Raw genomic sequence first — 19,088 nt, 5'->3', positions numbered from 1 at the left:
CTTCGTGGAAGCACTTCTGGACTACGCGTGGGTGGTCGTCGCCCTGCCGCTGGCGGCTGCCGTGCTCACGGCCGCCTTCGGTCGGCTCATGCCCCTGCGTGGCAGCGAGTTCGGTATCGCCTTCATCGGCATCGCCTGGCTCCTCTCGCTCGCCATCGCCTGGCACACCTTCACCAACGGCACCATCGAGCCGGTCGAACACTTCCTGCTGTGGGCGCCGCTCGGGGACGGCTTCGTGCTGGAGCTGGGCATGCTCGTCGACGGGCTGACGTCGATGATGTTCGTGCTCGTCACGACCGTGTCGCTGCTGGTGCACATCTACTCGCGTGAGTACATGGCCCACGAGCCGCGCTTCACGTACTTCTTCGCGATGCTGGGCCTGTTCACGTTCTCGATGCTGGTCCTGGTGATCGCCAACAACACGGTGCAGGCGCTGGTCGGCTGGGAACTGGTCGGCGTGTGCTCGTTCCTGCTGATCGGCTTCTACTGGGAGGAGAAGTCGAACCAGGACGCGGCCAACAAGGCGTTCCTCGTCACCAAGTTCGGCGACGTGGGGCTCATCGTCGGCGTCATCGTGCTCTCGGTCCCGATGTTCGCACTGGTCGAGGACGGCCGCGCCTTCAACATCCTGCTGCTCAACGAAGCGGCCGCAGCCGGCGAGATCGGTACGGGCCCGATCGTGCTGGGCATGTTGCTGATCTTCCTGGCCTGCATCTCCAAGTCGGGCCAGATGCCGCTGCACGTGTGGCTGCCCGACGCCATGGCGGGTCCGACCCCCGTGTCCGCCCTCATCCACGCGGCCACGATGGTCACCGCCGGCGTGTTCCTGCTGGCCCGCCTGTACCCGGTGCTCGCCCAGTCGATCACCGTGATGACGGTGGTCGCGGTGGTCGGCGTGATCACGCTGTTCTTCGGGGGCCTGGTCGCCCTCGTGCAGGACGACATCAAGAAGGTGCTGGCGTACTCGACCGTGTCCCAGCTCGGCTACATGGTCGCCGCGCTCGGCGTCGGTGGCTACACCGCCGGCATCTTCCACCTGTTCACCCACGGCTTCTTCAAGGCGCTGTTGTTCCTCGGCTCGGGGTCACTCATCCACGCCGTGCACAGCAACAACATGTCCGACATGGGCGGCATGCGGAAGTACATGCCGCACACGTTCTGGACCTTCATCGTGGGCTCGCTGGCGCTTGCCGGGTTCCCGATGACGGCCGGGTTCTTCTCGAAGGACGAGATCCTGGTCTCGGGCCAGATCTGGTCCGGAAACGGCTACGTCACCGGTGACCTCGTGTTCTGGGTCGGTCTCGCCGCCGCCTTCGTGACCACCTTCTACATGGCGCGTGCCTGCTTCCTGATCTTCGGTGGCGAGTTCCGCGGCGGCCACGACACCCACGGCGACCCCGACGTGCGGCACCAGGCAGCGCAGGCCGGCGGGCTCGACCCCGAGTCCGCCGGTCATGAGCAGGCCGAGCGTGCGGCCGAGCTCGCGTCCGTCGGCGCACACGACGGCGGACCGGACGACGCACACGGCGACGGGCACGGTTCCGGCTCGCACGCGGTCGCCCACGGTTCCGGCTCGCACGACGTCGCCCACGGCGCCGGTTCGCACGACGCCCACGACACCGACGACCACGGGCACGGCGCGCACCACGAGCCGCACGAGTCCGGACTGCAGATGGTGGTTCCGCTGGTGATCCTGGCGGTCCTTTCGCTGACGGTCGGGCTGATCGGTTCGCCGCTGTGGACCGCCGAGAACAGCTTCGAGACCTGGACCGCGACGCCCATCCTCGAGCACGCGACCTATCCCTTCGTCGAGGGTGGCGGGTACGGCGCCGAGACCGACGACCACGGCGAGGAGGCGTCGGGCCTGCGCGGTGGCGGCGTGCTCGCGGCCGGGCCGACGGTGCTGGCCGCCGAGGAGGGCGCGCACCCCGAGATCCTGCACGGCCCCCCGAGCTGGCACTTCGACGTCCTGGCACTGGCACTGGTGGCCTTCCTCGCCGCCGTCGCCCTGGCCTGGCGGTTCTACGGCCGCGGGCAGCCCGACGAGGACCCGACCTTCAAGATGGGTGCGCTGTCACGGGTGCTGGTGGCGAAGTACGGCCTCGACACCTTCGGTTACCGCTACGTCGTGGTGCCGGTGCGCGACCGCCTCGCCGGCTGGGCCACCTACACCAGCAACGAGGTCATCGACCGCATCGTCGCCGGGGCCGGGACCGCCACCAAGCGGGTCGCGACCTCGACCTACCAGGTGGTCGACCAGCGCGTCATCGACGGTGGTGTGAACGGCGCCGCCTTCAGTGCCGCCTGGTGGAGCGACCGCCTCAAGCGACTGCAGTCCGGTGACGTGCAGCGCTACGCCGGCGCGATCGTGGCCGGGACCATCGTGCTGGTGCTGGCCTTCGCGGCCGCACGCTGACGGTGACAGACGACCCAGGGCCGCTCGCGGCCGCGACAACCAGAACACGGTGACGGCACCGGCTCGCGCCGGCGCCGCTCTCGCCCCTGAAGGGGCGAGCAGGAGGGAACGAGAAGATGGACCCGCAGACCGCAGGATGGGCCCTGATCATCGCCCTGTTCCTGCCCCTCGTCGGGGCCGGACTGCTGGCGTTGATGCCCGCCCGGCTGGACCGCGAGATCCGATGGGCCGCGGTGGGCATCACCGCTGTCGCCTTCGCCGTGGTGGCCGCGATCACCGCAGCGTTCGACTTCGGCGCGTCCGGGCAGCTGCAGTTCCAGACCGACGTCGCGTGGATCTCGGCGATCAACGCCAACTTCCACATCGCGTTGGACGGCATCAGCCTGCCGCTGTTCTTCCTGACCTACCTGCTGCCGCTGCTGTGCGCGATCTACACCACCAAGATCCTGCCGTCGCCCGGCCGCCCCAAGGCGTTCCTCGCCCTGATGCTGCTGCTGCAGACCGGCATGGCCGGCACGTTCGTCGCCTTCGACCTGATCCTGTTCTTCGTGTTCTGGGAACTGGTCCTGGTCCCGATGTTCTTCATGATCGGCATGTGGGGTGGCCCGCGGCGTGACTACGCCAGCGTCAAGTTCTTCCTCTACACGTTGTTCGGGTCGATCTTCATGCTGGTCGCGTTCCTGGCGATCTACTTCCAGGCCGGCGCGCAGACCTGGGACATCCAGGCCCTGTCGGCCGCCGGTGGCGTCGGCGGTGCCACCTTCCAGACCTGGGCGTTCCTGGGCATCTTCCTCGGCCTGGCCATCAAGGTCCCGATGTGGCCGTTCCACACCTGGCTTCCCGACGCCCACACCGAGGCGCCGACGGTCGGCTCCGTGCTGTTGGCCGGCGTGCTGCTGAAGATGGGTACCTACGGCTTCATCCGGATCGCGCTGCCGATCCTGCCCGACGGTGCCATGCGGTTCGCGCCGATCATCGGGGTGCTCGCGGTCATCGGCATCATCTACGGCTCGCTGTGCTGCCTGGCCCAGACCGACGTCAAGCGCCTCATCGCATTCTCCTCGGTCGGCCACATGGGGTTCGTGATGCTGGGCATCGCGGCCATGAACGAGGCCGGCATCCAGGCGGCGCTGTTCGGCAACATCGCCCACGGCGTGGTCACCGGCATGCTGTTCTTCCTCGCCGGCTCGCTGCACGAGCGCTACCACACCCGCGAGATCGCCGAGATCGGCGGCGGGATGTTCACCAAGATCCCGCGCTACGGCGTGCTGTTCACCTACGTGGCGGTCGCCTCGCTCGGGCTGCCCGGCCTGGCCGGCTTCTGGGGCGAGTTCGCGGCGATGTGGGCCGCGATCAACCCCGGCGGCGGGCTCGCGGACACCTACCAGGGCCTCTACCTCGGCCTGGTGGTGTTCGCCGCCATCGGCACCGTGCTGACCGCCGGCTACTTCCTGTGGCTGCTCCAGCGCGTCAACCTCGGCCGCCCCTCGGCGAAGTGGGCCGACGAGCCCCTGCAGGACGTCATGACGGTCGAGTGGGTCTCCTGGGTGCCGCTGCTCCTGCTCATCCTCGCGCTCGGGATCTTCCCGCGGCTGCTGTTCGGCGTCCAGGACGCCGCCGTCAGCAACCTCATGGGCTGGGTGCTGAGCTAGACCCGCCAGAGCACCGACACGCCGGACCCGGCACCGAACACCGAACCAGACGGGAACGAAGACCATGGCCATCGACTTCTTCGCGATCGCACCAGAGATCGCGCTGACGGTCACGGCACTCATCGTGCTGGCGGCCGACCTCGCCCTCCGCGGCGAGGCCAAGCAGCTGGTCAATCCCGTGGCCGCGCTCGGCACCATCGTCGCGATCGGCTTCACCGTCGCGCTCTGGGGCCAGGACCGCACCACCTTCGGCGAGATGTTCGTCGTCAACGACTTCGCGGTCGTGTTCAAGCTGCTGTTCCTCGGCAGCCTGCTGGCCATCCTCGGCATCAGCTGGCGTTTCTTCGCCGAGGGTCGCTACTTCCAGGGCGAGTACTACTTCCTGCTGCTGACCTCGTTCATCGGCATGCTGCTGATGCCGTCGTCGCGGGACCTGCTGCTGCTGTTCATCGCCCTCGAAACGGTGTCGATCCCCGCCTTCGTGATGGCCGGGCTGCGCAAGCGCGACCTGTACTCCTCCGAGGCGGCGCTGAAGTTCTTCCTCATCGGCGTGCTCTCGGTGGCGCTGATGCTGTTCGGCATGTCGATGGTCTACGGCTTCACCGGGACCACCGCGCTCGAGGGCATCGCGCTCGCGATCGGCGACGACGCGACCACCACACCGCTGCTGCTCGCCTCGGTGATGCTGATCATCGTCGGCTTCGCCTTCAAGATCTCGGCGGTGCCGTTCCACTTCTGGGCCCCTGACACCTACGCCGGCGCGCCGATCCCCGTCGCCGCGATGCTGGCGGTGGCGTCCAAGGCCGCCGGGTTCGCCGGGCTCATGGCGATCACGTTCATCGCCTTCGAGCCCCTGGCCGACGTCTGGGCGCCGGTGCTGGGCGTGCTCGCCATCCTCACCATGACGATCGGCAACCTGGTCGCCATGCAGCAGCGCGACCTGATCCGCCTGCTCGCCTACTCCTCGGTGGCCCAGGCCGGCTACATGCTGATCCCGTTCGGGCTCGCCCGCTCGGGCGCGACCGAGGTGAACGAGGCGGCGGTCCAGGCGGTCGTGTTCTACCTCGTCGCCTACGCCGTGATGAACATCGGCGCCTTCGGGGTCGCGGTGGCCGTCAACCGGCGGACGGGCCTGCGCTCCATCGCCGACTTCGCCGGCCTGGGCCAGAAGAGCCCGCTGATGGCGCTGGCGATGACGGTGTTCCTGCTCAGCCTCGGTGGGGCACCGCCGACCGTCGGGCTGTGGGCGAAGTTCGCGATCATCGAGGCGGCGCTGGTCGAGGTCAGCGTCTTCGGGATCGTGCTGATGGTCTTCCTGGCCATCAACTCGGTCATCGCCTTCTTCTACTACCTGCGCATCGTCAAGACGATGTGGATGGACACCGCCCGCGAGGGCCTGCCCGTGTTGCAGCCCGGCTTCCAGCTGTCGCTCGTCGTGCTGGTGCTCATGGCCGGCACCCTGCTGCTCGGCGTCCTACCGGGCCTGGTGACGGACTACTCCTCGCTCAGCGGGATCCTCGCGGCCAACTGACCCGGCGGGCCGCCGGCGGCGCCGGAGGCGGCCACGGTGGCGGGCCTGCGCCGGCGCGACGCAGATTCCTCGCGGGGCCATTGTCCGACCCGAGGTGGCCCGCTCGTCGGCGTGCGTACCCTCGAGTTCCGGGTTCACGCGACGAGATGGGTGAGATGTTCAAGAGCGCGAAGACGTTCGTCCTGCTGGCGGCGATGTCGGGGCTGCTGCTGCTGATCGGCGCGATGTTCGACGGCGGTGGCGGCGGCTTCCTCACGATCATGATGATCGTCGCCATCGGCATGAACTTCTTCGGCTACTTCTACTCGGACAAGCTCGCCATCAAGATGGCGCGCGCGCAGCCGATGGACGAGGCCCGCTACCCCGACGTCTACGCGATCGTCCGCGACCTCGCCCGGCGCGCCGGCCAGCCGATGCCGCGGCTGTACATCTCGCCTTCGCCGCAGCTCAACGCCTTCGCGACCGGCCGCAACCCCAGTCACGCCGCCGTGTGCATCAACGAGGGGTTGTACCGGGCGCTCGACCGCGACGAGCTCGAGGGCGTCATCGGTCACGAGCTGCAGCACGTCTACAACCGCGACATCCTGATCGGCTCGGTCGCCGCGATGATCGGTACGGCGATCAGCTATCTCGCGCTGATGCTGCGCTGGCTGCCCATCATGGGAAACAGCAACGACCGTGGCGGTATGAATCCCATCGCGGCGATCGCGGCGTCCATCATCGCGCCGATCGTCGCCATGGTCATCCAGGCGTCGATCACCCGCTCGCGCGAGTCGCTGGCCGACCACACCGGCGCGGAGCTGACCGGCAAACCGCTGGCGCTGGCCAGCGCGCTGGCGAAGCTCGAGCGTGGGGCCAACGACCCACGGATGCACCGGGCCGGCGCCACGAAGGCCGAGACCAACCCCGCCATGCAGCACCTGTTCATCGCCGCTCCGTTCGGCGGACGCGCCGCGATGAAGATGTTCTCCACGCACCCGCCGATCCCCGAGCGCATCGCGGCGCTCGAGGAACAGGCCCGTCGCATGGGGCAGCTCGGTCCCGGACCGCGCCGCTGAGCGCTCAGGCCGCGCCAGCGGAGCCGGCGGAGTCGGCGGAGTCGCCGGCTCCCTCGCGCTGGATCCAGTTGGTGAGCAGCATGACCAGCACGACCACCAGCACGATTCCGAATCCGGTCAACCAGCGCCCACCGCGCTCGTACGCGCCGCCGAGCAGATAGCCGGCACCGACCGTGGTGGTGAAGCCGGCCACGGCACCGACGAAGTCGGCCGCCAGGTAGCGGCGGGCGGAGACCTCCGAGGCGCCGGCAGCGGCCGCGAGCACGGTCGGCGGCAACGTGGCGATGCGGCCCAGGATCGCGATGGTCGGGCCGCGCTTGGCGAGGATCCCGTCGGCGAGGGCGAGCTTGTCCGCCGGCACGGCGCGGTGCAGCCACGCCGGTCCCTCGCCGGTGCGCAGCGCGTCGCGGTAGAGCCGGCCGAGCGCGAAGAAGGCCCAGACGGCCACCACGAAGAAGGGCAGCACGACCAACCACATCTGCAGGATCGTCGGGTCGTCGGCCACTCGGGCCCGTCCACCTCCCAGCAGCAGCAGTTCCTTGCCGGGCCGCAGGGCGAGCAGCAGGAGGAACCGCTCGCCGAGCATCACCGGGATCAACGGCAGCATCGCGATGGGAACCACGACCCGCAACGCCGCGATCCCCAGCAGCAGGCGCCGGAGCACGGCCCGGTCGGACGGCGTTTCGGCGATCGGCGTCGAGCTCACGAGGTCGTCCGTTTCGTCGTCGTCGAACCGGTTCGGCGCCGTCGCGGTCGGGGCTGGCAGGTCTCGCACGCGTAGGCCCAGCGGCCGGCGATCTCCCAGCGGCGCACCTCGGTGTCACAGCGTGGACAGCGCTCGGAGCGGTAGACGTGGGTGGCCTGTTCACGGGTGAGCTTCGCGCGGGCGATGCCCACCTCGGCCGGGTCGACCGTCACGATGCGGTTGGAACGCACGCCGTATCGCAACCAGGCCTGCAGGGTGGACCACATCTGCAGCCACTGCTCGCGCGACACCGCGTTCGCCGGGACCTCGGGGTGCAGCCCGTGCACGAACAGCAGTTCGGCGCGGAACACGTTGCCGACCCCGGCCAGGACCGACTGGTCCATCAGCGCCTGGCCGATCCCGACGCGCCGGCGCTGCAGGGCGGCGAAGGCCCGGTCGGGATCGGCGTCGGCGCGGAGCGGGTCCGGTCCGAGGCGCCGGGTGACACGGGCGACCTCGTCGGCGTGGAGCAGCTCGCAGGCGATCGCGCCGATGAGGTCGAGGCACACCTCGCCGCCGACGACGCGGTAGCGCACAGTGTCGCGAGGCGTCGGAGCCGGCAGATCGTGCCGGTGGAACGCGCCGTACAGGCCGAGGTGGACGTGGACGACGCGGTCGCCCTCGTAGCGGTGGAAGAGGTGCTTGCCGTAGGCGTCGGCACCGACGAACCGGCCGCCGTCGAGCAGCGCGGCGCCCGCGGCGAAGCGACCCTGTGGCGAGCTCACCGCCACCCGCTGTCCACCGAGCCAGGCCGCGTGGTCGCGCGCCAGCCGGTGCAGGGTGTGACCTTCGGGCACGTGGAGACCTCGCGGGGCGGCGTGCCCGCGTCGACGGGTTCGGCGCGGGCCGCGGAGGGTACGGCGACCGAGGCGCCTGCCCACGCCCGGCGGGCGCTCCGCGTCGCTCCGCGTCGCTTCGAGGAGTGGCGCGACCGGTGACTAGCGAAGAGCGAGCGCGGCCCGCAGTTGTCCGGCGGCGGCGTCCATGTCCGCGGCATCGCCCGGCGCCGGCACCCACGGCAGCACCAGGCCGTCCTCGGCATACCGGGGGACGACGTGCAGGTGGAGGTGGAACACGGTCTGGAACGCGGCGGCGCCGCTGGACTGAATCAGGTTGACGCCGGCGGCGCCGAGTTCGTCGACGGCCGCCGCGGCCACCTGCTGCGCCGCGGTGGCGACCTCGGCGAGGTCGGCCGGGGCGACGTCGTGGATGTCGCGCGCGTGGGCGCGCGGCACCACGAGCGTGTGACCGCGCGTCGCCGGATTGAGATCGAGGAAGGCGACGGTGCGCTCGGTCTCGTGGACGATCCGCGCCGGCGCGTCGCCGGCCACGATGGCGCAGAAGATGCAGTCGCTCATGCCAACTCCTCGCTGTGAATGGACGGGGACGGGAGGTGGGCGCCGCGCAACAGCCACACCGCCGCGACCACGTACCAGAGGTCGGCGGTGGTGTTGAAGACCCGCTGGGCGGTTCCGGCGCCGAGTCCCAGCAGTCCGACCTGGTTGATCACGAACACCGCGACCGCGGCTCCGCCCAGCGCGAACGACCATGCCGCCAGCGTCGGCAGTGCGTGCCGCACGCGCCAACCGACCAGGAGCGGTGCGACGACCAGCAGCCCGTAGCCGAGGGTGGCGAGGACCCCGTGGCCGGTGTCGGTCCAGGTCGCGCCCGCGCCCGGGCAGCCGGCGGTGCAGGGGAACGCCACGATCGACCCCGTCGCGATCCCGGAGCCGACGATGGCGGCGGGACCCAACGGCGAGGCACCGGGCAGGCGCCGGTGCAACAGCAGCCCGAAGGCGACCAGCGCCACCGCGCTGGCGAGCAGACCGGACACGAGGAGCGTCCGGGGCAGCCACGAGGCGCCGTGGTCGAACAGCTCGCTGATGGCCTGCTCGGCCGGGTCGTAGCCGACCTCGACGAGCCCGGCGACGGCCCACGAGGTGACGTACCAGGCCAGTGCCGCGACGGCGGCGACCGCGACCAGGCGTTCCCGGTGGGTCAGCGGGGACCCGCACCGCACGACGATGGGACTACTTGTAGTTGGTGAAGCGCAGCGGCGCGTCGTAGTCCTTGGACTTGACCATCGCCTGGATCTCCTGCAGGTCGTCGCGCTTCTTGCCGGCCACCCGGATGTGGTCACCCATGTTGGTGGGGGTGACCTTGAGCTTGGTGGCCTTGATGTCCTTGACGATCGTCTTGGCCAGGTCGGCCGGCAACGTGTTGATCAGCGTGACGTCGATACGGCTGCGCCCGCCCGACACGTCACGGGGCTCGCCGATGTCGAGGGCCTTGAGCGACACCTTGCGCTTGACGACCTTGTCGCGCAGCACCTCGAGGGCGGCCCGGACGCGGTCCTCCGACGCCGACTCGACCCGGATGCCCTCCTCGCCGGACCACTCGATGACGGTGTCGGTGTCCTTGAAGTCGAACCGGGTCCCGACCTCGCGGGCGGCCTGGTTGATGGCGTTGTCGACCTCCTGACGGTCGACGCCGGCCTCGATGTCGAAGCTGGACTCGGCCACGGTGGTCTCCTCGTGTCGAACGGGCCTGTGGACAGGCGACGAGCCTACTCCCGTCGCTGTCGCACCATGGGGCCACGGTCTGCCGTACCCGCTCCAGTGGAGGCGCGATGCCCGACCAACCACAGCTGGTGTCCGACGACCATGCCGCAACGGGGCAATCCGACGGCGCCGCCGCGCACCTCGCCAAGCGGGATCGACGACCTGCCGACACGATCTGGCGTGCCAACCCGCGCGAGCAGGGTCTGATCGGAGTCACCGACGCCATCGGCTGGTTCGGCCGCCGGGGCTGGAGCCTCAGCGTGCCCCTGATCGACAGTCAACCCTACGACCTCGTCGTCGACGATGGCGAACGACTCCATCGTGTCCAGGTGAAGACCACGACCTACCGCACCCGGTACGGCGTGTACGTGGTCTCGCTGGCGACACGGGGTGGCAACCAGAGCTTCCACACCTCGAAACCGTTCGACCACGCTGCCGTGGACCTCCTGTACGTCCTGGCCGAGGGCCGCTCGCGGTACCTCATCCCGAGCGGCGCCTTCCGCTCGCGTACGACACTGAATCTCGGGACGAGCATGGCCGCCTACCAGTTGTGAGGTGGGCGCATGCGGTCACGCAGCGGTGCGGTCGTCTTGCTGCCGGCTACGCACCTGCGTACCCTGCGCATCCGCCCGGTCCATCCGGGTGCCACGGTGGGATGTCCGAGTGGCCAAAGGATCGCGGCTGTAAACCGCGCGGCTATGCCTACGCAGGTTCGAATCCTGCTCCCACCACCCAGGTTCGGCTCGGCCAGCGCCTCGGCGCACGGACCGTTCGATCGGTTCGACGCCTCACGGGGCGCTGGCTAGGCTGCGCCCCCGCAAGCCCGCCCTGGTAGCTCAGTCGGCAGAGCGCTTCCATGGTAAGGAAGAGGTCCGCGGTTCGATTCCGCGCCAGGGCTCCGAGTCCATCCGGGCTCGTACGGACAGTGTGGTGCGGCTCCCGGGCCGCGCCCACCGTCGGACGCTTCGTCACGGCGGCGTAGCTCAGAGGTAGAGCAAGCGACTCATAATCGCTGTGTCGGTGGTTCGAGTCCACCCGCCGCTACGAGCCGACCATGGCCCTTCGGCTCGCCCAGGTGGTGACGTAGAAGGGCCAGTGGTCGTGTCCGGGACACGTCCCACCATCAACCGTCCAACAACGACGACACGCGACTGCGGGCCGGATCCGCCGGCCACCACGGTCACCACGAGGAGCGAACTCGATGGCCAAGGAGAAGTTCGAGCGGACCAAGCCGCACATGAATATCGGCACGATTGGTCACGTCGATCATGGGAAGACGACGTTGACGGCGGCGATCACGAATGTGTTGCACAAGCACAATCCGAATGTGCAGTCGATGGCGTTTGATGCGATCGACAAGGCGCCTGAGGAGCGTGAGCGTGGGATCACGATCAATGTGTCGCATGTGGAGTATGAGACCGATGCGCGTCACTATGCGCATGTGGATGCTCCCGGGCACGCCGATTATGTGAAGAACATGATCACGGGTGCGGCGCAGATGGATGGGGCGATCCTGGTGGTGTCGGCGGCGGATGGTCCGATGCCGCAGACGCGTGAGCATGTGTTGTTGGCGCGTCAGGTTGGGGTGCCCAAGTTGATCGTGGCGCTCAACAAGGTCGACATGGTCGATGATGAGGAGTTGCTCGAGCTGGTGGAGATGGAGGTGCGTGAGCTCCTCGATTCCTACGATTTCCCGGGTGATGACACGCCGGTGGTTCGGGTGTCGGCTCTGCGTGCGCTCGAGGGTGATGAGGCGTACGAGTCGGCGATCATGGAGTTGATGGGTGCGGTCGACGAGTTCTTCGTCGAGCCCGAGCGGGCGTTGGACAAGCCGTTCATCATGCCGATCGAGGATGTGTTTTCGATCACGGGTCGTGGCACGGTGGTCACGGGTCGGATCGAGGGTGGCAAGGTCAACGTGGGTGACACGATCGAGATCATCGGTCTCAAGGACACCACGTCGACGACGGTGACCGGTGTGGAGATGTTCCGCAAGTTGCTCGATGAGGGCATGGCGGGCGACAACGTGGGTGTGTTGTTGCGTGGGACCAAGAAGGAGGATGTGGAGCGGGGTCAGGTGCTCGCTGCGCCGGGTTCGATCACGCCGCACACCGATTTCGAGGCGCAGGTGTACATCCTGTCCAAGGAAGAGGGTGGCCGTCACACGCCGTTCTTCAACAACTATCGGCCGCAGTTCTATTTCCGGACCACGGATGTGACCGGTGCGGTCACGTTGCCTGATGGTGTGGAGATGGTGATGCCGGGTGACAACACCGAGATGACGGTGGAGTTGATCCAGCCGATCGCGATGGACGAGGGTCTGAAGTTCGCCATCCGTGAGGGTGGCCGCACCGTTGGTGCTGGCCGCGTCACCAAGATCCTCAAGTAGGTCTGTTCTTCCGCCGGTCTTCGGTGGTTACGCCAGTGGTTGCCTTCGGGAGCCGTACCCGCCCGCCCTCCATCGCTCCCTACGGCAGCCACCGGCTCCACCACCGAAGACCGGCTCCGCAACACCCACGACACGCATCGACGAAGATCAACGCCCTCCCTGAGCGCGGACGCGACCGCGGATGCCGAATGGGGGTGGAGGGCGTACGCTTGGCGGTGAGCGCGTTCGCGCACCGTCCCACTGCAGTAGTCGCCCTGTCCTCCGGCGTCGCTCGCACACGAGCGCCGAGGGGTTCGCCCGAGGCGCGTCCTCCCGACGCGGCCGCGACGGGGGAGGAGATCGAAGACCATGCCCAAGAACGACAACCGCCCCAAGGTGACGCTGGCTTGCACCGAGTGCAAGGAGCGCAACTACATCACCTCCAAGCACCGCGTGAACCAGCGTGAGCGCATCGAGCTGCGCAAGTTCTGCTCGCGCTGCCGCCAGCACCAGGTGCACCGCGAGACCCGTTGAGCCCAGGCGACGCAGGTCCGAACGACCCGCCGCCCCCGACACGGGGCAGCGGGTCGTCGGCGTTTCGGGGTCGTTCCCCCGAGGCCTCTAGGATGCGGCCCCGAGGCGAGCGACGAGGAGCCAATGGCGCTCAACACCGACAAGGTCGGGACCACCTACCCCGCCTACACCTACGAGGTGTCGCGCGAGAAGATCCGCGAGTACGCGTCCGCCCTCGGCGAACACGACCCGCGCTACTTCAGCGACGGCGACGACTGCGTCGCGCCACCCACGTTCGCCGCCGCCTTCACCATCACCAAGGGCGGCCAGGCGGTCTTCGCCGACCCCGAACTCGGTGCCCACTGGACCCTGGTCCACGGCTCGCAGGGCTACACCTACGGCGAGCGCCCGGTCCGGCCGGGCGACGTGCTCCGCTGCACACCACGCATCGCCGACATCACCATCCGCGGACGCAACGAGCTGCTCACCATCGAGGTGGACTGCCGCTTCGCCGACGACGATGCCCTGGCCGTGCGGTCCAAGGCCGTCATCGTCTTCCTCGGTTCTGCGCCGGCGGCTGACGCCGGCGGCGACGGTTCTGCCCCGGCGGCTGATGCCGGCGGCGACGGTTCTGCGCGAGCGGCGGAGCAGGGGGGTGCGGCATGAGTCGCTTCGAGGTCGGCACCGTGCTGCCGGAGGTCACCGAGCGCTCCCAGCTCACCACGTCGGTGGCCTACGCGGCCGCGTCCGGGGACCTCAACCCGCTGCACTACGACCCCGAGTTCGCCGGAAAGGTGAGTCCGACGGGCGGGATCATCGCCCACGGGATGTATGCGATGGGACTCGCGTCGCGTGTGCTGACCGCCTTCGCCGGTGGCCCCGAACACGTCGTCGAGATCAACGTCCGGTTCACCCGTCCGTGGCCGCTGCACACCTCGTCGACGTTCGGCGGGACCGTCACCAACGTCGATGGCGACCTCGCCACCGTGCAGCTGTGGGGCCGCAACGACAACGGTGACCAGATCCTCAAGGGGGTCGGCCGAATCCGCGCCTGAGGGCCGGGCCACGGTCCCGCGTCGTGCGCCGCGCCGCCCGTACCCGCGCGCACGACGGCGGGTCCGGTCGACACCAGTTGTCGCGAACGGGGGATGGGGGATACCCTGTCGACGCTGCCTCCGCGTGAGGCAGCGTTCCCTTGTCAGGGGCTGATGTCGTCCGCGACGCCGTCGAACCCGATGCGGGGACGGACGGGAGTAGCTCAATTTGGTAGAGCACCGGTCTCCAAAACCGGCGGTTGGGGGTTCAAGTCCCTCCTCCCGTGCGACGCGCTGACGCCCCTCGACGCGCCAGCGCACATCCCCCGGCCGACGTGCCGCGCCGCACCAAGGCGCGTCCGACGGCCCACCAAGGACGCGAACGAAGTCCGCTGTCACCCGCCGCGTCCCCCTCGCCCACCGCCACGCGGGCAGGAGTCCCACACATGAGTCGCGAATCGAAGCGCAACGCCGGTCGTGAGCAACGGCGCACCGCCGGTCAGGCCAGCGCCGCCGACGAGGCACCCCGCTCCGAGGGGCGCACACCGCCGGCGCAGTTCCTGCGCGAGGTGCGCAGCGAGCTGCGCAAGGTCGCCTGGCCCAACCGCAAGGAGGTCACCTCGTACACGATCGTCGTGCTCGTGGTGACCCTCGTCCTCGTGCTGCTGGTCTGGGGCATGGACTACATCTTCCGAAACGCCGTCATCAACACCCTGGGCTAAGAGGCAACCGTGTCCGACGACGCCACCATCCCCGACGCCGCCGAGCGCAGCGACGGCGAGCAGGACCTCGACCGCGAGCCGGTCCGTGAGGAACTGCCTCCCGTCGAGGCGCCCGACCGCCCGGCCGACGCCGAGCTGCGCTCGGCGTCCAACGCCGACAACCCGGCCAACGTCCCGGCCGCTGACGAGAGCCTGACCGTGGCCGACGACCTGCCCGGAATCGCCGAGCCCCTGGCTCCGCACGCCGACCTCGACGCGGTCGCCGAGGCGGTCGTGCCCATCGGCGACGAGTCCGTCGAGGACGAGGCCGGTGAGCTCGACGCCGTCGGCGCGACCGAGACCGCGCCCGGCACGACCGACGACGCCGCGGGTGCCGACGCGCCGGACTCGCTCGGCGCCGACGACCTCGACGACCTGCTCGGCATCGCCTCCGGCGGGGCGACAGACGAGGTGGACCCGGGTGGCGTGGCCGTCGACGCGGTCGACGTGCCGGCCGCCGAGCCCGCGGATCCGGCCACCGACGCACCGACCGGCGACGGAGACGCCGAGACGACCGAGGCGCCCGTCCGCCGCGGCCGTCCGCGCTCGCTCGAGGACGTGCGGGACAAGAAGGAACTCAACCGCCTGCTCGGTGACTGGTACGTCGTCCACACCTACGCCGGCTACGAGCAGCGCGTGAAGGACAACCTGCTCAGCCGTGTCGAGGCGCTCGAGGCCGAGGACCGCATCTACGAGGTGCACATCCCGACCGAAGAGGTCACCGAGTACAAGAAGGGCAAGAAGACCACGTCGCAGAAGAAGTTCCTGCCCGGCTACGTGCTGGTGCGTATGGAGATGGACGACGAGGTCTGGGGCATCGTCCGCCACACCCCGGCGGTCACCGGCTTCGTCGGCTCGCCGGGCACGCGCCCCGTGCCGCTGCCGCTGCGCGAGGTCGCCACGACGCTCAAGCTGCCCGACGAGTACGTCGAGGAGGTCGAGCCCGAGGAGGGCGCGGCCCCCGCGCAGCCCGAGAAGGTCGTCGCCGAGATCGACCTCGAGGTCGGCGAGACCGTCCGGGTCACCGGCGGGCCGTTTGCGGACTTCACCGGCACGATCGCCGAGATCAACCTCGACCAGGCCAAGCTCAAGGTGCTCGTGAGCGTCTTCGGTCGCGAGACGCCGCTCGAGCTGCCTTTCGACAACGTCGCCAAGCTGTAGCCGGGGCGACGCACACCAAACCGTCGGCGCGACCCGCGCCGCACGAACGACGTGGGAGGCCGTACGCGGCTGCCTGACCACGCGAGGAGAACAGAGAACATGGCGAAGAAGGTCGCAGGCTTCATCAAGCTGCAGATCCCGGCCGGTGCGGCCAACCCCGCCCCGCCCGTCGGCCCGGCGCTGGGTCAGCACTCCGTGAACATCATGGAGTTCTGCAAGGCGTTCAACGAGCGCACCCAGCAGATGCAGGGTGACATCGTCCCGGTGGAGATCACGGTCTACGAGGACCGCTCGTTCACCTTCATCATGAAGACCCCGCCCGCCGCCCAGCTGCTGATGAAGGCCGCCGGACTGCAGGGCGGGTCGGGCACGCCCAACACGGTCAAGGTCGGCAAGGTCACGCGTGACCAGGTCCGCGAGATCGCCGAGAAGAAGATGCCCGACCTCAACGCGATCGACATCGACGGCGCGATGAAGATCATCGAGGGCACCGCCCGCTCGATGGGTCTCAACGTCGAGGGCTGAACCGCCCACGAACACCACGGCCCTGCGGGGCGACCCTTCTACCGTGGGAGACGGATGCGATCCGTCGCCTGACCACGAGGAGTGCATGACGTCATGGCGAAGCGAGGAAAGAAGTACCGCGCGGCCCTCGACAAGATCGAGGCCGACCGGCTCTACGGCCCCAAGGCGGGCCTGGCGCTGCTCAAGGAGATCGACAGCGCCGCGTACGACAGCACCGTCGACTGCGCCTTCCGGCTCGGCATCGACCCGCGCAAGGCGGACCAGATGGTCCGCGGCGCCGTGTCGCTGCCGCACGGCATCGGCAAGTCGGTCCGCGTCGCGGTCGTCGCCGGCGGTGACAAGGCCGCCGAAGCCCGCGAGGCGGGGGCCGACCACGTCGGTGGCGACGAGCTCGTCGAGGAACTCGGTCAGGGCGACCTGCTCGACCAGATCGACTCGGTGATCGCCACGCCCGACATGATGGGCAAGCTCGGGCGGCTCGGAAAGGTGCTCGGCCCGCGCGGCCTGATGCCCAACCCGAAGTCGGGCACGGTGACGATGAACGTCGGCCAGGCGGTCAAGGAGATCAAGGCCGGCCGCATCGAGTACCGCTCGGACCGCAACGGCAACGTCCACACCATCCTGGGCAAGGCGTCGTTCACCACCGAGCAGCTGGTGGAGAACTACGCCGCGCTGCTCGACGAGATCATCCGTCAGCGTCCGTCGGCCGCCAAGGGCCGCTACCTGCAGACCGTCGCGGTCTCGACCTCGATGAGCCCGAGCGTCCCGCTCGACCCGGCCAAGTCGCGCGACCTGCTCGAGGACGACGACGCGTAGCCGACGCACCCCACCGGTCCGCTCGCATTCGCCAGGAGGCGAGCGGACCGGTACGCTGCCCACACTTCAAGCCGAAGACCGCCGGATGCCCGCGATGGGCCGAAGGTCACGGCGACGCCAGCACGACCGAGCGTCCCGTGCGTCCCGCGCAGGTGAGATATCCGCCAGCCGTCCCTGACGTGCCGGTCCCGATGTCCCCCCGCGCGGTGCGCAGGGGGATTCTTCGTTGTCGCCCGTCGCGCGACCACCTCGGACCCGACCGGACACCAGCGGCCGCTTCCATCCCCCCGACGGAGGAACCCGTGCCCCGTCCCGACAAGGTCGCCGTGGTCGACGAGGTCCGAGAGGGCCTGTCGAACTCCGCCGCGACCCTGCTGACCCACTACCGCGGCCTCAGTGTCACGGAGCTGGCCCAACTGCGCGTGAAGCTGCGCGAGGCCAACGCCGAGATGCGGGTCGCCAAGAACACCCTCGCCCGTCGCGCTGCGGCCGACGCCGGCATCGAGGGTCTCGAAGAGCTGCTCTCCGGTCCCACCGGCCTGGTGTTCTGCCAGGAGGACCCGGTCGGTCCGGCCAAGGCGCTGCGCGACTTCGCCAAGGACCACCCGGACCTGATCGTCCGCGGCGGCTACCTCGACGGCGCGGTGCTCTCCGACGTCGAGGCCGCGAAACTCGCCGAGCTCGACAGCCGCGAGGACCTGCTCGCCAAGTTCGTCGGCCTGATGTACGGCGCGCTCGCCAACACCGCGCGTCTGCTGCAGGCCCCGATCGAGAAGCAGGCCCGTCTCGTGCAGGCCCTGGTCGACGCCGGCGGTTACGCCGACGCCCCGGCCGATGCCGAGCCGGCGCCGGAAGCCGACGCTCCCGCCGAGGAGCCGGCCGCCGACGCCGCCACCAGCGAGGACGCGGTCGCCGACGACACGCCGGTGACCGAGGCGACCGAGGACGCTCCCGCGACCGAGGACGCCGCTGCCGAGGCCGACGGCGACGCCGAACAGGCCTGAGTTCGAACCGCCGGCCCCGCGCCGGGTGCACGCCCCCACACCAGACCACAGCAAGAGGAACCACCACCATGGCCAAGCTGACCACCGACGAGCTCATCGACGCCTTCAAGGAGCTCACGCTCATGGAGCTGAGCGAGCTCGTCAAGAAGTTCGAGGACACCTTCGAGGTCACCGCTGCTGCTCCGGTCGCCGTCGCGGCCGCGGGCGCGGGCGGTGGCGAGGTCGCCGCGGAGGAGGAGAAGGACTCCTTCGACGTCGTGCTGACCTCGGCCGGCGAGAAGAAGATCCAGGTCATCAAGGAGGTCCGCGGCCTCACCAACCTCGGCCTCAAGGAGGCCAAGGAGCTGGTCGAGAGCGCGCCCAAGCCGATCCTCGAAGGGGTCGACAAGGACGCCGCCAACGCCGCCAAGGAGAAGCTCGAGGCCGCCGGCGCCACCGTCGAACTGGCCTGAGTCGTTCCCTCGCCGGGCTCGCGCACCGCGCGGGCCCGCCGGGTCCACCGCCGCTGGGGAGCCCCGGCGGCGGTGGCGTTCCCGTCGCGTGCGTATCGCGCACGCGGTCCGGTGTTGACGGGACACGGCTGCCGGGCCTACACTGCCCGGCTGCCGTGTGCCATGCGTATTGCCCCGTTCACGTCCTGCGTTCGAGGCGTCGCCTGCTGACCGAGGTCCTCGCCATTTCCCACGTCGTCGCGCCGCGCATGCTGGCGTGGCCGACGTGTGCCCATGGTGGATCCCGTGTCCGTGGCGTCCCGTCCGACGACATGCGGTGCAACGTAGGTCCTACACCCGGGAAGGGGGCCGCCCGGCGCATCGCCGCCCGGTGCGCCCCGATGTAGCCCCACCACTCCGCTCGGACGGGCCGGCGCTCCGTCCGCCTCGCGGTCATGTTCGTGCCGTTACGCGCACTCGCGCCGTTCACCGGCGTCCCGTCCCGCCGGGAC

At 69.5% G+C, this 19,088-nt stretch carries 19 protein-coding genes, 4 tRNA genes and 1 pseudogene; 19 read left to right on the top strand and 5 right to left on the bottom strand.

Annotated elements, in window-relative coordinates:
- The first annotated feature begins 4 nt into the window (after positions 1 to 4).
- From nuoL to ACERMF_RS12755, 4 genes are all read left to right on the top strand, one after another.
- Positions 5 to 2,416, top strand: a complete 2,412-nt coding sequence (gene nuoL, locus ACERMF_RS12770) for an NADH-quinone oxidoreductase subunit L (protein ID WP_373669483.1) — start codon at positions 5 to 7, stop codon at positions 2,414 to 2,416.
- 116 nt (positions 2,417 to 2,532) lie between these two features.
- Positions 2,533 to 4,068: a NuoM family protein gene (locus tag ACERMF_RS12765; protein ID WP_373669482.1), complete on the top strand. Its 1,536-nt coding sequence runs from the start codon at positions 2,533 to 2,535 to the stop codon at positions 4,066 to 4,068.
- A gap of 64 nt (positions 4,069 to 4,132) precedes the next feature.
- On the top strand, positions 4,133 to 5,599 hold the full coding sequence (locus tag ACERMF_RS12760) for an NADH-quinone oxidoreductase subunit N (protein ID WP_373669481.1): 1,467 nt from the start codon (positions 4,133 to 4,135) through the stop codon (positions 5,597 to 5,599).
- A 146-nt stretch (positions 5,600 to 5,745) separates the two neighbouring features.
- A complete protein-coding gene (locus tag ACERMF_RS12755) occupies positions 5,746 to 6,657 on the top strand; it encodes a M48 family metalloprotease (RefSeq protein ID WP_373669480.1) in 912 nt (303 codons plus the stop codon).
- Between the two features lie 4 nt (positions 6,658 to 6,661).
- Here the strand turns inward: ACERMF_RS12755 and ACERMF_RS12750 are convergent, their stop codons facing one another.
- The 5 genes from ACERMF_RS12750 to ACERMF_RS12730 all read right to left on the bottom strand — a co-directional run bounded on the left by ACERMF_RS12750 (position 6,662) and on the right by ACERMF_RS12730 (position 9,924).
- On the bottom strand, positions 6,662 to 7,363 hold the full coding sequence (locus ACERMF_RS12750) for a DedA family protein (protein ID WP_373669479.1): 702 nt from the start codon (positions 7,361 to 7,363) through the stop codon (positions 6,662 to 6,664).
- Positions 7,360 to 8,199: an Fpg/Nei family DNA glycosylase gene (locus ACERMF_RS12745; protein ID WP_373669478.1), complete on the bottom strand. Its 840-nt coding sequence runs from the start codon at positions 8,197 to 8,199 to the stop codon at positions 7,360 to 7,362. Before ACERMF_RS12745 ends, ACERMF_RS12750 begins: the two co-directional genes overlap by 4 nt.
- A 141-nt stretch (positions 8,200 to 8,340) precedes the next feature.
- Positions 8,341 to 8,760 (bottom strand): HIT family protein, encoded by a 420-nt coding sequence (locus ACERMF_RS12740; RefSeq protein WP_373669477.1) that lies wholly within the window; start codon positions 8,758 to 8,760, stop codon positions 8,341 to 8,343.
- A complete protein-coding gene (locus ACERMF_RS12735) occupies positions 8,757 to 9,422 on the bottom strand; it encodes a DUF998 domain-containing protein (protein ID WP_373669476.1) in 666 nt (221 codons plus the stop codon). Before ACERMF_RS12735 ends, ACERMF_RS12740 begins: the two co-directional genes overlap by 4 nt.
- A 10-nt stretch (positions 9,423 to 9,432) precedes the next feature.
- Positions 9,433 to 9,924: a YajQ family cyclic di-GMP-binding protein gene (locus ACERMF_RS12730; protein ID WP_373669475.1), complete on the bottom strand. Its 492-nt coding sequence runs from the start codon at positions 9,922 to 9,924 to the stop codon at positions 9,433 to 9,435.
- 107 nt (positions 9,925 to 10,031) lie between these two features.
- On the opposite strand from ACERMF_RS12730, the gene ACERMF_RS12725 reads away from it, so the two are divergent.
- From ACERMF_RS12725 to rplL, 15 genes and pseudogenes are all read left to right on the top strand, one after another.
- Complete coding sequence (locus tag ACERMF_RS12725) at positions 10,032 to 10,517, top strand: group I intron-associated PD-(D/E)XK endonuclease (protein ID WP_373669474.1); 486 nt, start codon at positions 10,032 to 10,034, stop codon at positions 10,515 to 10,517.
- 95 nt (positions 10,518 to 10,612) lie between these two features.
- Positions 10,613 to 10,694: transfer RNA gene (locus ACERMF_RS12720), tRNA-Tyr, on the top strand.
- A gap of 94 nt (positions 10,695 to 10,788) precedes the next feature.
- Positions 10,789 to 10,861, top strand: a tRNA-Thr gene (locus tag ACERMF_RS12715).
- Positions 10,862 to 10,935: 74 nt separating this feature from the next.
- Positions 10,936 to 11,007 (top strand) — tRNA-Met (locus ACERMF_RS12710).
- A 157-nt stretch (positions 11,008 to 11,164) separates the two neighbouring features.
- The gene (gene tuf, locus ACERMF_RS12705) at positions 11,165 to 12,352 is read left to right on the top strand and encodes an elongation factor Tu (protein WP_373669459.1); all 1,188 of its coding nucleotides are present in this window, start codon (positions 11,165 to 11,167) and stop codon (positions 12,350 to 12,352) included.
- Between the two features lie 348 nt (positions 12,353 to 12,700).
- Positions 12,701 to 12,865 carry a 50S ribosomal protein L33 gene (gene rpmG, locus ACERMF_RS12700; RefSeq protein ID WP_373669473.1) on the top strand — a complete coding sequence of 55 codons (165 nt, stop codon included), beginning with the start codon at positions 12,701 to 12,703 and terminating at the stop codon, positions 12,863 to 12,865.
- 123 nt (positions 12,866 to 12,988) lie between these two features.
- Positions 12,989 to 13,510, top strand: a complete 522-nt coding sequence (locus ACERMF_RS12695; protein WP_373669472.1) for a MaoC family dehydratase N-terminal domain-containing protein — start codon at positions 12,989 to 12,991, stop codon at positions 13,508 to 13,510.
- Positions 13,507 to 13,899: a MaoC/PaaZ C-terminal domain-containing protein gene (locus ACERMF_RS12690; RefSeq protein ID WP_373669471.1), complete on the top strand. Its 393-nt coding sequence runs from the start codon at positions 13,507 to 13,509 to the stop codon at positions 13,897 to 13,899. The genes ACERMF_RS12695 and ACERMF_RS12690 overlap by 4 nt, the downstream gene beginning before the upstream one ends.
- Positions 13,900 to 14,091: 192 nt before the next feature.
- Positions 14,092 to 14,165, top strand: a tRNA-Trp gene (locus ACERMF_RS12685).
- Positions 14,166 to 14,324: 159 nt separating this feature from the next.
- Positions 14,325 to 14,600 (top strand): preprotein translocase subunit SecE, encoded by a 276-nt coding sequence (gene secE, locus ACERMF_RS12680; RefSeq protein WP_373669470.1) that lies wholly within the window; start codon positions 14,325 to 14,327, stop codon positions 14,598 to 14,600.
- Between the two features lie 9 nt (positions 14,601 to 14,609).
- Positions 14,610 to 15,800 (top strand): transcription termination/antitermination protein NusG, encoded by a 1,191-nt coding sequence (gene nusG / locus ACERMF_RS12675; protein ID WP_373669469.1) that lies wholly within the window; start codon positions 14,610 to 14,612, stop codon positions 15,798 to 15,800.
- Between the two features lie 99 nt (positions 15,801 to 15,899).
- Positions 15,900 to 16,325, top strand: a complete 426-nt coding sequence (gene rplK / locus ACERMF_RS12670; protein WP_373669468.1) for a 50S ribosomal protein L11 — start codon at positions 15,900 to 15,902, stop codon at positions 16,323 to 16,325.
- 93 nt (positions 16,326 to 16,418) lie between these two features.
- A complete protein-coding gene (gene rplA / locus ACERMF_RS12665; RefSeq protein ID WP_373669467.1) occupies positions 16,419 to 17,141 on the top strand; it encodes a 50S ribosomal protein L1 in 723 nt (240 codons plus the stop codon).
- 302 nt (positions 17,142 to 17,443) lie between these two features.
- Positions 17,444 to 18,016: pseudogene (gene rplJ, locus ACERMF_RS12660) on the top strand (50S ribosomal protein L10); the annotation flags it as partial.
- Positions 18,017 to 18,213: 197 nt separating this feature from the next.
- Positions 18,214 to 18,597, top strand: coding sequence for a 50S ribosomal protein L7/L12 (rplL, locus tag ACERMF_RS12655; RefSeq protein ID WP_373669466.1), 384 nt, complete (start codon positions 18,214 to 18,216; stop codon positions 18,595 to 18,597).
- The last annotated feature ends 491 nt before the right edge of the window (positions 18,598 to 19,088 follow it).

Origin of the sequence: Egicoccus sp. AB-alg6-2, from assembly GCF_041821025.1 — a bacterium.
Lineage (GTDB): Bacteria > Actinomycetota > Nitriliruptoria > Nitriliruptorales > Nitriliruptoraceae > Egicoccus.
The sequence above is the reverse complement of the archived record's forward strand: the minus strand, read 5'-3'. Positions and strand labels throughout refer to the sequence as shown.

What these genes read in the sequence shown, in the direction of transcription:
- ACERMF_RS12690 (WP_373669471.1), top strand. Translation starts at nt 13,507, where the DNA reads ATGAGTCGCTTCGAGGTCGGCACCGTGCTGCCGGAGGTCACCGAGCGC.
- ACERMF_RS12695 (WP_373669472.1), top strand. Translation starts at nt 12,989, where the DNA reads ATGGCGCTCAACACCGACAAGGTCGGGACCACCTACCCCGCCTACACC.
- ACERMF_RS12725 (WP_373669474.1), top strand. Translation starts at nt 10,032, where the DNA reads ATGCCCGACCAACCACAGCTGGTGTCCGACGACCATGCCGCAACGGGG.
- ACERMF_RS12760 (WP_373669481.1), top strand. Translation starts at nt 4,133, where the DNA reads ATGGCCATCGACTTCTTCGCGATCGCACCAGAGATCGCGCTGACGGTC.
- secE (WP_373669470.1), top strand. Translation starts at nt 14,325, where the DNA reads ATGAGTCGCGAATCGAAGCGCAACGCCGGTCGTGAGCAACGGCGCACC.
- rpmG (WP_373669473.1), top strand. Translation starts at nt 12,701, where the DNA reads ATGCCCAAGAACGACAACCGCCCCAAGGTGACGCTGGCTTGCACCGAG.
- tuf (WP_373669459.1), top strand. Translation starts at nt 11,165, where the DNA reads ATGGCCAAGGAGAAGTTCGAGCGGACCAAGCCGCACATGAATATCGGC.
- rplK (WP_373669468.1), top strand. Translation starts at nt 15,900, where the DNA reads ATGGCGAAGAAGGTCGCAGGCTTCATCAAGCTGCAGATCCCGGCCGGT.
- ACERMF_RS12755 (WP_373669480.1), top strand. Translation starts at nt 5,746, where the DNA reads ATGGGTGAGATGTTCAAGAGCGCGAAGACGTTCGTCCTGCTGGCGGCG.
- rplL (WP_373669466.1), top strand. Translation starts at nt 18,214, where the DNA reads ATGGCCAAGCTGACCACCGACGAGCTCATCGACGCCTTCAAGGAGCTC.
- ACERMF_RS12740 (WP_373669477.1), bottom strand. Translation starts at nt 8,760, where the DNA reads ATGAGCGACTGCATCTTCTGCGCCATCGTGGCCGGCGACGCGCCGGCG.
- ACERMF_RS12765 (WP_373669482.1), top strand. Translation starts at nt 2,533, where the DNA reads ATGGACCCGCAGACCGCAGGATGGGCCCTGATCATCGCCCTGTTCCTG.
- rplA (WP_373669467.1), top strand. Translation starts at nt 16,419, where the DNA reads ATGGCGAAGCGAGGAAAGAAGTACCGCGCGGCCCTCGACAAGATCGAG.